The following is a 14,824-nucleotide window of genomic DNA, read 5'->3' as shown; positions in this document are numbered from 1 at the left end:
GTCGTCATGGAGGACCGGTGACTGTAATTGTCGTTGTAGCCATTGTGCTGTTGCTGCTTGTTGCACTGCTTTGTTGGGGTTTGTTGTTTCCTGAGTCGCTGGGTCCGGTGTTTGCGCGATTGCAGGCACGCTGGGCAGCGGCTTGGCAGCGGGCAGGGCGCGCGGGTGATCGTGCAGGTCAGGGCGCGGCGCGTGTGCGCAGTGGGGTTCGTGAAGAAGTCGTTAGTGCGCGCGGTGCGCTGCGCCGCCATTGGCCTGTGTTGGCGATAGCCATCGGGCTGTTGTCGATTCCTCCCGTGATAATTCTGATGTCGCGGCAAACCGTGGTGCTGTCGGATTTTCGCGGAGATGACCTCGCCGAATCCGGCTCGATGGTTGCGCAGTTGCTGCGTGGCGAGCGTTTGACCCCGCCGCCAGCGCCGCCGCCAGAGGTGTTCACCACCACCGAGATTCGTCGCTTGCGACCAGAGATAGTTACGGCTGATCGCAAATGGAACCAGATTGATCCGGATCTGCAGCAACGCGTTCTGGCTATCTACGAAGTGATGCGTCGCCAGTATGGTTACGAGATGGTGCTGATCGAAGGCTACCGCAGCCCCGAGCGGCAGGCCGAGCTGATGGCGGGTGGTAAGGCCACGCGTGCCGGCGCCTGGCAGAGCTGCCACCAGTACGGACTGGGTGTGGACAGCGCGCCAATCCGTGACGGGCGTCTGCAATGGGACATGGAAGACCCGTGGACCCGGCGAGGTTATTTTCTGTACGGCGAGCTTGCTGAACAGGCAGGTCTGGATTGGGGTGGGAACTGGCGCAGCATCAAGGACTACGTGCACGTCGAAGACACGGATCGCTGCCGCACCGCACGCAATGCAAAGCGCGATGAACTGCGACGGCAAGGCTTATAAGCGCGGACAAGTGCTGGTATCGTAAGCCGGTGATGACTCGGGTCGCCGTTGGACAGGGGCGATGGAAAGGCCGGGTCACGGCGAATCAAGGAGCATGATGCATGGCACGACCGTTTATCGTTGTCGGTGACAAACTGAGTCATGGCGGTAGCGTGGTGTCTGGCACTGGCCAGACCGACGTCAATGGCAAACCTGTTTCCCGGATAGGGGACCGCGCCATTTGTGCGGTGCACGGGGCAACATCAATCATCAGTGGCGACGCTACCGTCGTAATCGACGGGCAGCCTGTCGCACGTGACGGAGATCGCACTGCGTGTGGTGCCACGTTGTTGGCAACACAAAGCAGCACCGGGTTGGGCTAATCGCAACACGCAGTACAGGAGCGGGCATGGAGCACGGCGACTGATGGCAGGTTGGTTGAAGAACGCGGGGAGCGTGATGATGGTTTTCGTTGCCACCTGGGCAACGGCCATCATGTACTGGCGTAGCAGCGGCACTACCCCCAATGGCATGCAGATGTTGGCCTATCTCGGCGTATTGCCGGTAGGTTTGAGCGGTGCGGGCTACATGCTGCGCAGCATGCTGTCGCGCGGCGTTGAAAAGGTGGTTGAAACAAACGCGAGCGGCGCTGTGGCGCCCTCTGCTGCGGCGATGGCTGCCCCCGGCGCGGCGCTGCCGTCGATGGCGATAACAGCAGCCAGCATCAATCTGGCTGCGGCCACCGACGCCAACGCAATGTTGGCCGTGGCAACGGCGCTGCCCAGGCCGCAGTTGGACAATCGGTTTCGCGACGCCAACAACCTGCCTATCCGGGTCAGCGCGGTAGCTGATCTGGACGAGTGGCTGGTGTTGTCCGAGCGTGAAGGTGATATCGATACCGCAGCCCATGAGCGGCGTGCGACGGCCTTGTTGCAGCCGGTCCTGGAGCAATTGCTGGATGCGGCCTATCTGGCGATGCCAGCAATCGTTGGTGGTGAAGAAGTCGTGGTTGCCGGCTTGCGTCGTCGGGAAGAGGAACGGGTCGATAACGCTCTTACTGTCGAACTCGTGGTTTCACCGGCGTGGTCTGACGGATTGCGTCACTGGGTACAGGCATGGCTGCAGGAGCAAGCCGTGCAGGCCGGCTTGGACGCGCGTCGGTTTGATGTTCGCATCAGCGTGCTCGAGCGCCCCGGGGATGTATGGGCGCATCTGCAGCGCATAGTGGATGCATTGAGCGCAGGTACGCCGCGCTGGCATCTGCTGGTTTCCTGCTACTCCGCGATTGACGCCGGTGTCATCAACACATGGTTGACTCAGGGCCTGTTGGCAACCACCCAGAACGCCCAGGGCCGTGTACCGGGCGAGGGCGCGGCCGGTGTGCTGTTGAGCAGCATCGCACTCGCAGGTGAAGGCGCGGGGCGCTTGTGGCGCCCACAGGTCGAGCGTCTGGAGCCGGTTTACGGCAGCCGGCCTGCGGAGCTTCGTCGTCAGCTCGCCACGGCGGCGCAACAGTGGCTGCAGCCTTTGCTTGCCGATGCGGGCCGTGTGCAGTTCGTGCTGCATGACGCCGATCAGCACCCTGAATCCATTGTCGCCACTGCGGCGGTCACGGCTGCGCTCAATCCGGACCTCGATTTCAGTTCACAAAGCCTTGCCCTTGCAGTGTGCTCAGGTGAGCTTGGCCCGGTGTTGCCGGTTGCCCAGTTGGCCCTGGCCCAGGCGCAGTTGCAACGGCAGTCCGATGCGGTGCTGTTGCTGGGTGTTGCCGATACGCAGCAACGTTTGTTTGGTCTCGTAGAGCCGCTTTCTTCCCCGACGCTGGCGGCTGAAATGCCAACAGTCAACTAACCCCTGGATTCCCTGCATGAGTTTGAGCAATTTCAGCTACTACCTGCGTGACTATCGCTTGTGGATGGTGATCGGCCTTATCGGCGCCGCGGGGCTGGCCAAGTACGGCGAGGCCGAAGCACGTCAGATCGGCATATGGGCAGCGATTGTTCTCGCAGCACTGTTGGTTGTCGCGCTGATCGTGTGGATCATCAAGCGGATCATGGCGCGGCGCGCAGCACGGCGGGTGGAAGCGATGGTGCAGGGCGAGGCCGACAAGGCCGTGGCCAATGCGCAGCCGTCGCAGCGGGCCGATACCGAAGCCTTGCGTAAGCGCATGCTGGACGCGGTGAAGCAGATAAAGTCTTCGCGGATGGGCATGCTCAAGGGCAATGCCGCGCTCTATGAGCTGCCGTGGTACGTGATCATCGGCAATCCTGCTGCGGGCAAGAGCACGGCCATCCTCAACTCCGGGCTGCAGTTCCCGTTCGAGGACAACCGCAGCAATGTCATCCAGGGGATTGGTGGTACCCGCAACTGCGATTGGTACTTCACCACCAACGGCATCGTGCTGGATACGGCCGGACGCTATTCGGTCAGCACCGAAGACCGCATGGAGTGGCTAACGTTCCTGGGTCTGCTGAAGAAGAATCGGCCGCGCGCGCCGATCAACGGTGTGATCATCGCGGTCAGCATTGCCGAGCTGTCCGGCAGCAAGCCGGAATTCGCAATGGAGCTGGCCAAGAATCTGCGCCAGCGCGTGCAGGAAGTCACCGAACAGCTGGAGGTTTTTGCGCCGGTCTACGTACTGTTTACCAAGGCCGATTTGATCGCTGGCTTCAGCGAGTTCTTTGGCAACCTGGACCCGGGCGAGCGTGAGAATGTGTGGGGCGCGACCTTGCCGGCCGATGTGCTGCAGCAGAGTGACGCCTTGACGGCGTTCGACAAGCACTTCGACGAGTTGGCGGACGGCATCAAGGAGATGAGCCTGACCCACATGGCCATGCAGCGGGGGCGCGAAGTCTCGCCAGGCCTGTTGTCGCTGCCATTGGAGTTCGTTGGCATCAAGCCGGCATTACGCACCTTCATCGCAACGCTGTTCGAGGAGAATCCGTATCAGTTCAAGCCGGTGTTCCGCGGCTTCTACTTCAGCAGTGCGTTGCAGGAAGGCCGTTCGGTCCATCATGCCTCCGAGCGCGTTGGGCGCCAGTTCGGGCTGCAGCGCGGCTCCAATGTCGACGAGGCGCCGAGCGGGCAGACCGCGTTCTTCCTCAAGGATCTGTTCCGCAAGGTGATCTTCGCCGACCGCGAGCTGGTCCGGCAGTACGCAAGTCCACACCAGAATCGCCTGCGCTATGGCGTGTTCCTGGGGGCGGTGGGTGTGTTGGCTTTGGGTTTGGGACTGTGGACCTGGTCGTACACCACCAATGCGCAACTGGTGGCCAATGCGACCAAGGATCTGGACCAGGCCGTGCGTGTGCAGAAGGATCGCATGGACCTGAAGTCACGCGTCGACGCGCTGCTGCTGCTGCAGGATCGCATGGAGCAGCTCGATCGCTACAAGAAGGAAGGTGGCATCACCACCAGCCTCGGCCTGTACCAGGGCGACGCGATTCGCGACAAATTGCTGCGCGAGTACAACCACGGCATGCAGCAGGTGATGCTGGCGCCTACCGTATCCAATCTTGAGAATTATCTGGGGCAAGTGGTTGCCGAGCGCGACAAGCTCGGCCAGGCCAACGCTGCCGCTGCGGAAAGCGAAACGTTGTATCAGAACGCATCGCCGACCAGCACCAACGACGCCTACAACGCGCTCAAGACCTACCTGATGCTGGGCAATCCCAAGTATGTGGAAGGCGCGCACCTGTCACAGCAGCTCACCCTGTTCTGGCGCAATTGGCTGGAAGCCAATCGTGGCCAGATGAGCCGTGAGGAGATGGTGCGCGCTGCCGAGAAGCTGATGACCTTCTACGTGGCGCAGGCCGGCAAGCCGGGTTGGCCGCAGGTGCAGAACAAGGTCACCCTGGTCACCGATTCGCGCCAGGCGCTGTCACAGGTCATGAAGGGCCAGCCGGCGATGGAGCGCGTGTTCGCGCAGATCAAGGCGCGCGCCGGTGCGCGCTTTGGCACGGTAACGGTGGATGGCCTGGTGGGTGAGGAGCGCAATGCGCGGCTGATCAATGGCAGCTATGCCATCTCCGGTGCTTTCAGCCGCAAGGCCTGGGAAGACTATGTGCAGGATGCGATCAAGGAAGCGGCCAACACCCAGCTGAGCACAACCGACTGGGTCCTGGGCACAACCGAGCAGAGCGACTTGTCACTTGCCGGCAGCCCAGAGCACGTCTCGCGTGAGCTGGTGACGCTGTACAAGCAGGAATACGCGCGGGAGTGGGGCAAGTTCGTGCAGGGCTTGAGCATTGCCGAGTTCAATACCTTCGACGAGGCCGCCGCCCGCATCAATCGCCTGGGCGACGCCAGCAACTCGCCGTTGCGCACCCTGCTGGAGAAGATCAACGAGGAAACCATCTGGGACAACCCGCCTGCACAGGCGCGCTCCAGCAAGGCCGGCAAGGGTTTCGTGGCTTGGTTCCAACGTACGATCCTGCGCAAGGATCCGGCAGCTGCTGCCGCAGCCGCGCCGGTCGGACCGATTGGCAAGGCATTTGAAGGTATCGCGAGGCTGACCATGCCACGCGGCGATCAGCCGGCCGTGATCGCGGCGTACTTCGACACGCTGGGCAAGCTGCGCGCCCGTTTGAATGCGATCAAGTCGCAGGGCGACGTGGGTGTGGGCGCACGCAAGCTGATGCAGGATACCTTCAGCAATGAAGGCTCCGAATTGAGTGTCGCGTTGGCCCTGGTCGACGAGCAGGTGCTGAACGGTTTGGATGAGAAGCAGCGCGATGCACTGCGACCGTTGCTGCTGCGTCCGTTGACGCAGACCTTTGCCGCTCTGGTGCCGCCGACCGAAGACGAGGTCAACAAGACCTGGACGGCGCAGGTCTATGATCCGTTCAAGGCACGTATCGGCCAGCAGTATCCGTTCAACCTGAACTCGGATGTGGACGCCGCCGCCAGCGATATCGGTGCCATCTTCGGCGCCAGCGGCAGCATTGCCACCTTCAACAAGGACGCGATGGGGGCACTGGTCATCCAGCGCGGGCCCTTGCTTGAAGCACGGCGCTGGGCGGGTATCGGTATCAACCTGTCCTCCGAACTGGTCGCCAACTACGGCAACTGGGTCAGCGGTGCCGGTGCGGGCGCAGCGCAGGACAGCACCATCTTCGAGCTGCTGCCGTCACCGGCCACCGGAGCGGTGGAGTACACCATCGAGATCGATGGCCAGCAGCTGCGCTATCGCAACACGCCGCCGCAGTGGACCACCATGCAATACCCGAACGCGGGTCAGATTCCCGGCGTGAAGATCTCGGCGGTGACCGGCGATGGGCGCACGGTGGAGGTATTCAATGCGCCGGGCTCCAATGGTTTCAAGCGCTTGATGTCCGAAGGGCAGTATGAGCGTCTCGATGACTCCAGCCGCATCACCTGGGAAGGCAGTGGTGTTGCCGTAACGGTGGAAATGCGTGTCGTACGGCGTGCAGGCACGGGCTCTGATGGCAGCGATTGGCAGCGCGGCCTGCAGTTGCCGGAGCGCGTCGCCGGCGGTGCGCCTGTAGCCGCAGCACCGCAGGTCCCCGCGATGCAGGCACCTGCAGCAACTACGCCTGCGACGACGCCGGCGCAGCAGGCTGCCGGAGGTGCGCGATGAGCCGCGTTGTCAGTGCCGGTGTTTCCTATTTTGGAAAGGTGCCCTCGCGGGGCGACTTCGTGCGTGCCGCCGACAACCACCAGTTGCTGGGGTGGCTGGACCGCTGGGCCGGTGAGTCCTTGGAGTTACTGAGCCAGAGCCCGGATTGGAAGCAGCGCTACGACGATGCCCCGGAGATCAACTACGCCTTTCTTGGCTCGCGTAGCAAGATGCTGGTGTGTGGTCATTTCCTGGCCAGTCGCGACGCGTCCGAGCGACGCTTCCCGCTGCTCTCCGCATTGCGACTGGAAGCCCCGGAACCTTTGCCGTTCATCGGTCGCAGCCCCTTGGCGCTGTCCAATGCGTGGTCCGGGCTGGCGCGATTGGCTCGCCAGGCCAACGAAGATGCCGATGCCACACAGGCCTTGAGCCAACTGGCAGATGCACGCTTCAGCATCAGCACCGATCCGGCCGACTACAACGCCAGTTTCCATGACTTCCTCGAAGGCACCACTATCGCCAGCTTCGAACAGCGCCTGCGTGAGGCAGGCCATGGCGATGTGTCCTTGCGGCAGGTGCTGCCGGCCTTGGGCTTGTTGCTGCAGCCGGTGCTGAGTGGTGGCGAGGTGACCATCGACAAGGCGTTGGTGCTGCCGCTGGTGCGCGACCCGGCCTATCGACCATTGGTGGCTGCCTTCTGGTTGGACCTGGTATCCAGCTTCGTCAGTCGCGGTGATTTCGAGCTGGCGGTGCTGATCCGCAACGATGCAAAGCCGAACATGGTGATTGGCTTCAACGGTGCTGATCGCATGGTATTGCGGGCGGCACTGGATCCTTCCGAAGCAGGCGACTACCTGATTCACCTGCAGCACTCGGCGTGGGTGGATGACTACCTGCATGGCGACTACAACTTGAACCGCTTCGGCAGCTTCCTCGAGCGTGACGACCTTGCCTTGGTCACCGCGCGTCGGCTGTTTGGCGAGACTTTCCTGGGAACCTGACGATGCATCTGTTCAAAGTGAGTTACATCGCTGCATTGCTGTTGGCGGCTACGCCTGTGTTCGCACAAACGGCAGCTCCGGCAACTGCGGCGACGCCTGCAGCGGGGGAGCGCCCTGTGGTGATCGAAGGGGTGGTGCCGGATCAGGCCACCAAGGCCAAGCTGCTCAATAACCTGCGCGCGGTCTATGGTGCCGAACGTGTGGTCGATCGCATTCAGGTGGAGAGCATCGCCACGCCACCCAACTGGGGCGACTATGTTGCCGGGATGATCAACACCGGGCTCAAGCGCGTTTCACCCGGCAAGCTGGAGGTCAACGGGCAGTCGGTGCGGATTACCGGCGAAGTGGCCAATGAGGCCCTGCGGCAGCAGGTTGCCAGCGACCTCAGCCTTGCCAGCAATACCAGCTATACGGTCAGCAATGCCTTGAAGGTGGGGTCACAGCAGAGTGTGCTGGATCAAACCCTGGCTAACCGGATCATCGAGTTCCAGAGTGGCAGTGCCAAGCTCACGCCGTTTGGCATGAGCATTCTCGATGAAATGGTGGCCAAGATGGCGCAGATGCCGGACAGCCGCTTCCTGATCATTGGCCACACGGACAATGTCGGCCAGCGAGAGTCCAACCTGTCGCTTAGCCATGCGCGTGCGGCAGCGGTGAAGAACTACATGATGTCCAAGGGCATTCCCAGCACCCATATGGATGTGCTGGGCAAAGGCCCGGATGAGCCCGTCGCGGACAACACCACCAACGACGGGCGTGCGCGCAACCGGCGTATCGAGTTCAAGATCCAGTAAGTGCCGGGCCCAGCTTGAAACGACAACGACGGGCTCAAAGCCCGTCGTTGTCGTTTTTGACATCGAGCATTTCTTCCATCTGCTCGAGCGTGGTGTGGTCCTTGATGACACGCTTCAACCACACGTGCAGTGGCATCTCGCCCCAGCTGGCGGCCTTCTCGGCCAGGTAGGCGACCGGGCTATGCGGTTCGGTGCGACGGAAGAACTCGGCTACCTGACGTAGCTGCGCCAACGCTTCCTTGCGGCTGGTCGGTGCGCCGGCAGGGCCACGTGGCGCCGTGCTGGCCGCCGCTGGCTCAGCGGTGATCGCTGCGGGCGCGAAATGTGTGCCATTCGCTTCATCGGTGGTGTCTTCCACCTCGCCGTCGAGCAACATGCCGGCCTCACGCGCGAAGCGGCGGACGGTGCGCTGCAGATGATCCAATTGCTCACGCACCGAGCTGAAGCTGGGGCCATCCATGCCCAAGCGGCTGTCCACCGCGGCCTGCAACTCATCCAGTGCCTGGCTGCAGTCGGGCAGGGCGGTAACCAGCTGCCGGTACACGTCGTGAGAGGTGCTGCGACGCGCGGCTTCCAGAACATCAAGGCTTGGCCGGCCATCGGAAGGCTCGCCACCATTGGCGTGGGCATGCTCGAAGTCGGCCAGGCTGAAACGACCCTGCGGTGCGACGGCAATGGGTATCGCGCGCAGCCATTGCGCGGTATTGGTCAGCAACCAGCTCAGGTTACCGATGCGTTCCTCGTAGTCGCCGTCATACGCTACTGGATGCACGTCATCCCAATAGCGCTCGCACAGCCCAGCGGTGACCCGGAAGCCTGCGGCCAGGCCGGGAAAACCCTCCTGCTGGGTCGCTGCCTCGCACAGCCAACCGGCCAGGCGCAGGTCTTTGGTGCGGGTCTGCAGCAACTGGTTGCAGTCGCGCAGCACGCTGCCCCAGTCCGCATATTTGATGTCGGTCTGCCACGCCCCCTGATCCAGGGTGGGGTCATCGGCACGACGGTTTTCGATGATCCGATCAAATTCGGCCGAGAACGACAGGTCTTCACCGGTCGCTGCGTGTCCGTCAATCGGGGCCAGCAGGGCATCCTGATCCAGCATGGCAAATCTCGCTGTGGGTTACCGCCCGATTCTAGCGCGGCTGTGGGCAGAAGAATGTAGCGCTTGGTTGCAGGCTGGCGAAGAGAACGTCGCGCCTGCCTTCATTCAGCAATGGCTGGGCAGCTTGCTCATGCACCCTTGGGGCGATGGCGGACGTGGATGTGAAGGGGATGTCGTTGCACCTGGCCTGCGGCGTCAAGCGCTGGCGTTGCCACGGTCAATCACGGATGGGCAGGTCGATGTGGCTGCTGCCATACCAGCGTACTTCCAATGGCGTCGCTGCATCGACCAGGGTTTCATCACTCGGGTCCTTGCCGCTACCGAGATTGAGTTGTCGATCAGGCTGCTTGATCACCCCCAGCGTCACCACTATGCGGCTGCCCGCAGCGAGCCTGCGGCCCAGCAATCGGGTATCGGTCAAGCGCACGCTATGGCGTCGTGCGGGGGTGAGCAGTTGCCGCTGGCGGGGATCGGCTGCATGACTGAGCCGCTGCAGCCAGTACGCAAGATCGAGATAGGTGCCGTCGGCAGTGCGTTCGTAGATGGCGAGCGCGATGTCGGCGTCCTGTTTGTTCAGACTGAAGTCCAATGTGCCTGAGAACGCGCCCGCCAGTTCGGTGTCCTGCGCCAACGGTTCGCCCAGGAAGACCAGCCCCGCGTGTGGATCAAGCGTGCGGTTGACGACATTGGGCGGGGCCTGCCAAGCGGCGTCGCCGCGATCATGGAAATCGACCCGCTGCACGCTGCTGCGGGCAGGCGCGGGTTCAACCGCAAGTCGATGACCGCCAGCGCTGGCGGGCAGCAAGTAGAGCCGCTGTTGGCGTGTCGGCATTGCATCAAGCGATGCGACATGACGCCACTGGTTGCTGCCCATGACCTGCCAGTTGACCCGGTCGGCCAGCAGCGGCGGTTTGGCCGCAGCTTTCAGCACATGGTCGAACCATGCAAGGCGCAGCGCCTGAAGGTCCACGCGCGCGACGGGATCAGGGGTATAGCCCTGCACCTGTTCGGGTACGCCGGCCTGCATGGTGAAGTGCTCGTAGGGACCGATGATCAGGGTGTGATCGGCATCCGGGCGCTGTTTCAGGTGCTGGCGGAAGTAGTGCAGGGCGCCGATCTGCGCGCCATCGAAGTAGCCAGTTGTCGCCAGCACCGGGATGCCGATGTCAGTGAACTCCCGCCCTTGGGGTATCAATGCCTGCCAGTAAGCGTCATAGGTAGGATGCTGCAGCCAGCGCTCGAACCAGGGGTTCGCCGCGCCGTCCAGCATAGGCAGGTCGCGATAGGCCTGCCCGCTGCGATACCAGCGCCTGTTCAGTGCGTTCCAACGCTCGTTGTCACCATAGGTTGCATCGTCCAGCGAGGTGCTGTTGGTTGTGTAGAACGGCCATGGGTAGATGAAATTCAGGAAGATCCCACCTTCCATCGGAACGTCGATGCCCGGCGCGGTGGTTGCGGAGGTGGCGATGGCTTTGAGTGCAGGGGCCCGTTGTTTGAGTGCCGCCCATTGCGTGAAACCGCTGTAGCTGCCGCCATACATGCCGACCTTGCCATTGCTCCATGGTTGGGCGGCAGCCCAGGCAATCACTGCCGCGGCATCGCTGCCATCGTGCTCATACGGCCGGATCGGATCAGGGCTGCGGCCCTTGCCGCGACTGTAGGCGACCACGCTGCCGTAGCCGTGTGCAGCCATGGTCTTGGCATCGGACCAGGCCCAGTCGTCATTTGCATAGATGGTGAAGGTCAGCAATACCGGTAGTTTGCTGGCCTTGTTAGGGTGCACGGAAATGGCGGAGATGCGCGCGCCATCGGGCGTGGTGATGCTGATGTTACGGTCAATGCTGTAACGCCGCGCGTCGTCTTCGCTGATCGCTTGCGGCACCAGCGGCAGAAACTCCGCGTATGCGGCGTGCACCTGCCACGCCCGCAGTAGGGCGGTGGCTTGCTCGTCGTTCAGCGCTGCGACACTGGCGGTGGCATCGATCAGTCTGTCCCGTTGTTCGCGCAGGCCTTGCAGATTGCTGCCGAAAGCGAATTCGGCTTTCAGGGCCATCGGGTCATCGAGCCGCTGGAAGTGGTCTGCAAAACTCCGCTTCCACGCGTCGGCGAAGCTGATCCGCTGCGCTTGCTGCAGCTGTTTGGCGCTCGCGTAGATCTCGTACTGGAGATACAACGGTGGCTGCTGGGGTGGATCGCCGCGCAAAGCGCGCAGCTTGTGAATACTTTCGATCGCCTGTGGGTACTGGCCTGAGACTAGCTGCAGGCGGAAGCGGGTATCCAGCAGCGGTTGTTCGTCGCCCTGGGGCAGGCGGCTCAAGGTGAGCCTCGCAAGCCCGGGCATGGCGGCATCTACATCGGAGTGCTGAAGCCGCGCGGGCGCGGGTGCCGACACGTCCAGGGCCGAAGCAGTTCCCGCGGCGAGTAACAGGAGCAGGGCAAGCAAGCCGTGCATGGCAGGACCAACGGTTTGATCGTTTGCCTTCAATAGCACATCGCATGGATGAGCGTAACGGCGGGTCTGTGCCGGTCGCAGGCTTGCAAAAAGCGGGTGATGCCGGGCTTGGGTGCGTTGCGGTGGCCCGGCTCATGGCAGGCACGAACCAGTTGGACCTCAGTGCGGAAAGCACAACGGGCAGGCCACAGGCCTGCCCGTTGCATTCACGGCCAGAGGCGCTCGGTCAGCCGAGGATGCCCGGCAGATCCAGTCCCTTCTCCTTGGCGCAGTCGATGGCGATGTCGTAGCCGGCATCGGCATGGCGCATCACGCCGGTGCCGGGGTCGTTCCACAGCACGCGTGCGATGCGCTGGTCGGCGGCCTCGCTGCCGTCACAGACGATGACCACGCCCGAGTGCTGCGAGTAACCCATGCCCACGCCGCCGCCGTGGTGCAGGCTTACCCAGGTGGCACCGCCGGCGACATTGAGCATGGCGTTAAGCAGCGGCCAATCGGAGACCGCATCCGAGCCGTCCTTCATCGATTCGGTTTCGCGGTTGGGCGAAGCGACGCTGCCGCTGTCCAGATGGTCACGGCCAATCACCACCGGCGCGCTCAGTTCGCCATTGCGCACCATTTCGTTGAAGGCCAGGCCGAGTTTGTGGCGCAGACCCAAGCCAACCCAGCAGATACGTGCCGGCAAGCCCTGGAAGCTGATGCGTTCGCGCGCCATGTCCAACCAACGATGCAGGTGTGGGTCGTCGGCGATGATTTCCTTGACCTTGGCATCGGTCTTGTAGATGTCTTCAGGGTCGCCACTCAGCGCCACCCAGCGGAACGGGCCAACACCGCGGCAGAACAGCGGACGCACATAGGCCGGCACGAAACCGGGGAAATCGAAGGCATTCTTCAAGCCTTCGTCGAAGGCCATCTGGCGGATGTTGTTGCCGTAGTCGACGGTGGGAATGCCGGCGGCATGGAAGGCCAGCATCGCTTCGACGTGCACGCGCATCGCGGCCTTGGCGGCGTCGCGGACCTTCTCCGGATTGGCCCGCTGTTCGGCCAGCCATTGCTCGACGCTCCAGCCGATCGGCAGGTAGCCGTGCACCGGGTCGTGGGCGCTGGTCTGGTCGGTAACGCAGTCCGGGCGAACGCCGCGGCGTACCAGTTCCGGCAGGATCTCGGCGGCATTGCCAAGCAGGGCAATCGACTTGGCTTCACCGCTTGCCGTGTACTTGGCGATACGTGCCAAGGCGTCGTCGATGTCGGTGGCCTGTTCGTCTACGTAACGGGTGCGCAGGCGGAAGTCGATGCTGCTCTGGCGGCATTCGATGGTCAGGCTGCTGGCACCGGCCAACGAGGCGGCCAACGGCTGTGCGCCGCCCATGCCGCCGAGGCCGGCAGTGAGGATCCACTTGCCGCTCAGGCTGCCGCCGTAGTGCTGGCGTCCCATCTCGACGAAGGTCTCGTAGGTGCCCTGGACGATGCCCTGGCTGCCGATGTAGATCCAGCTGCCGGCGGTCATCTGCCCGTACATCATCAAGCCCTTCTTATCGAGCTCGTTGAAGTGCTCCCAGTTGGCCCAATGCGGCACCAGGTTGGAGTTGGCGATCAGCACGCGCGGTGCGTCCGGGTGGGTAGGGAATACGCCGACCGGCTTGCCGGATTGCACCAGCAGGGTCTGGTTGTCGTCCAGGCGCTTCAAGGTTTCCAGAATCTTGTCGTAGCTTTCCCAATCACGTGCGGCGCGGCCGATACCTCCGTAGACCACCAGCGAGGTCGGGTCTTCGGCGACCTCGGCATCGAGGTTGTTCTGCAGCATGCGGAAGGGCGCTTCGGTCTGCCAGGATTTGCAGTTGAGCGTGGTGCCGCGAGGTGCGCGCGGGTTGCGGGAGGGGTCGTGACGGGTCATGCATTTCTCCTGGTAGCAAATTCCATACAAGCGCCAAGCACTTGCTGCAAGGTGTTGCGGACGGGGCTTGCGTGTTCGGGGTCGTAGGGCGTGGGCCAGCTGTGCTCGTCCACGTCCTCGGGTGCGGGTTCGTGCATGTAGCCGCGGCAGCCCAGCTCCATCTGCAGGGTGTGCACGCCGTTGGCGGTGTTGCTGTAGTGGCGGGTGATCCAGCCACCCTTGAAGCGACCGTTGCGCACATGGCTCATGCCGCTCAACGCACACAGGTTCTCGACCACGTCGGTGAGCGCGTTGTCGCAGGAGGTATCGGGGGCACCGCTGGGGCCGGCGCTGCCGATATTGAACTGCGGCAGTTCGCCCTCGAATAGATGCGGAATCAGGGAGCGGATCGAGTGCGCGTCGTAGACGACAACGGTCTCGTGCTGGGCACGCAGGCGTGCGATCTCGCCGGCCAGCGCAGCGTGGTAAGGATCGAACCAGGTTTCGCGGCGGTACTGGATCTCCGCGTCATCAGGTTCGTGTCCGGCGCGGTACAGCGGCTGGTTGTCGAAGGTGGTAAGCGGGCACAGGCCGGTGGTGTTCTGCCCTGGGTACAGCGAGACACCGGATGGGTCGCGATTGACGTCTATCAGCGAGCGCGAGATGGCAGTGCGTACCGTGGTGGCGCCCATTGCCTTGGCGAAGGCATAGAGTTCGTGCACCCACCAATCGGCATCGCGGCGTGCAAGCCACGGTGATACGAAGTGGCCGACGCGCGATGCCGGCAATTCGGTTCCGGTATGCGGGAAGCTGACGATCAATGGAGCGTGACCGTGGTGGATCTGCAGCCAATCAGGGGAGTTCGTCATGGGGATTCCTGGGGTATGGCAGGCGTTGTTCTTCCCTTGCTGGCGGGGGAAGATGCCCGAAGGGCAGAAGGGGATGCTTTGCACGGTAAAGGCCAGAAGCTCCCCTCATCCGGCGCTGCGCGCCACCTTCTCCCGCAGGCGGGAGAAGGGCTTGCATCGCAGCTCGCGGTGAACTGTGCCTGGCCTGGCAGATTGCAGCGTTGCTGGCTATCGCCTCTCCCGCAAGCGGGAGAGGATGCCCGGAGGGCAGGTGAGGGCGCTCTTCGCGGTGAAGCCG

At 63.0% G+C, this 14,824-nt stretch carries 10 protein-coding genes; 6 read left to right on the top strand and 4 right to left on the bottom strand.

The features are described 5' to 3' along the window. Positions 1 to 17 precede the first annotated feature (17 nt). From ACVOLQ_RS01390 to ACVOLQ_RS01365, 6 genes are all read left to right on the top strand, one after another. Positions 18 to 902 carry a M15 family metallopeptidase gene (locus tag ACVOLQ_RS01390; protein WP_481526795.1) on the top strand — a complete coding sequence of 295 codons (885 nt, stop codon included), beginning with the start codon at positions 18 to 20 and terminating at the stop codon, positions 900 to 902. Between the two features lie 101 nt (positions 903 to 1,003). Next, a complete protein-coding gene (locus tag ACVOLQ_RS01385) occupies positions 1,004 to 1,264 on the top strand; it encodes a PAAR domain-containing protein (protein WP_313172233.1) in 261 nt (86 codons plus the stop codon). Positions 1,265 to 1,307: 43 nt separating this feature from the next. Further along, positions 1,308 to 2,732: a hypothetical protein gene (locus ACVOLQ_RS01380; RefSeq protein WP_481526794.1), complete on the top strand. Its 1,425-nt coding sequence runs from the start codon at positions 1,308 to 1,310 to the stop codon at positions 2,730 to 2,732. Positions 2,733 to 2,748: 16 nt separating this feature from the next. Next, positions 2,749 to 6,480 carry a type VI secretion system membrane subunit TssM gene (gene tssM / locus ACVOLQ_RS01375; RefSeq protein ID WP_313172229.1) on the top strand — a complete coding sequence of 1,244 codons (3,732 nt, stop codon included), beginning with the start codon at positions 2,749 to 2,751 and terminating at the stop codon, positions 6,478 to 6,480. Then, entirely contained in the window at positions 6,477 to 7,460 is a 984-nt protein-coding gene (tagF, locus tag ACVOLQ_RS01370) for a type VI secretion system-associated protein TagF (RefSeq protein WP_313172227.1), read from the top strand. Before tssM ends, tagF begins: the two co-directional genes overlap by 4 nt. A 2-nt stretch (positions 7,461 to 7,462) precedes the next feature. Next, positions 7,463 to 8,254 (top strand): OmpA family protein, encoded by a 792-nt coding sequence (locus ACVOLQ_RS01365; protein ID WP_313172225.1) that lies wholly within the window; start codon positions 7,463 to 7,465, stop codon positions 8,252 to 8,254. Between the two features lie 34 nt (positions 8,255 to 8,288). On the opposite strand, the gene tssA is transcribed toward ACVOLQ_RS01365, so the two are convergent. The 4 genes from tssA to hutG form a co-directional block, all read right to left on the bottom strand. Beyond that, on the bottom strand, positions 8,289 to 9,353 hold the full coding sequence (gene tssA, locus ACVOLQ_RS01360; protein WP_313172222.1) for a type VI secretion system protein TssA: 1,065 nt from the start codon (positions 9,351 to 9,353) through the stop codon (positions 8,289 to 8,291). Positions 9,354 to 9,570: 217 nt separating this feature from the next. Then, positions 9,571 to 11,670 (bottom strand): CocE/NonD family hydrolase, encoded by a 2,100-nt coding sequence (locus tag ACVOLQ_RS01355; RefSeq protein WP_481526793.1) that lies wholly within the window; start codon positions 11,668 to 11,670, stop codon positions 9,571 to 9,573. Between the two features lie 361 nt (positions 11,671 to 12,031). After that, complete coding sequence (hutU, locus tag ACVOLQ_RS01350; protein WP_481526792.1) at positions 12,032 to 13,699, bottom strand: urocanate hydratase; 1,668 nt, start codon at positions 13,697 to 13,699, stop codon at positions 12,032 to 12,034. Beyond that, entirely contained in the window at positions 13,696 to 14,547 is an 852-nt protein-coding gene (gene hutG, locus ACVOLQ_RS01345; protein WP_481526791.1) for an N-formylglutamate deformylase, read from the bottom strand. The genes hutU and hutG overlap by 4 nt, the downstream gene beginning before the upstream one ends. Positions 14,548 to 14,824 lie beyond the last annotated feature (277 nt).

Source organism: Stenotrophomonas sp. STEN031, from assembly GCF_056759975.1.
This window is presented reverse-complemented; position numbering and strand designations above follow the sequence as displayed.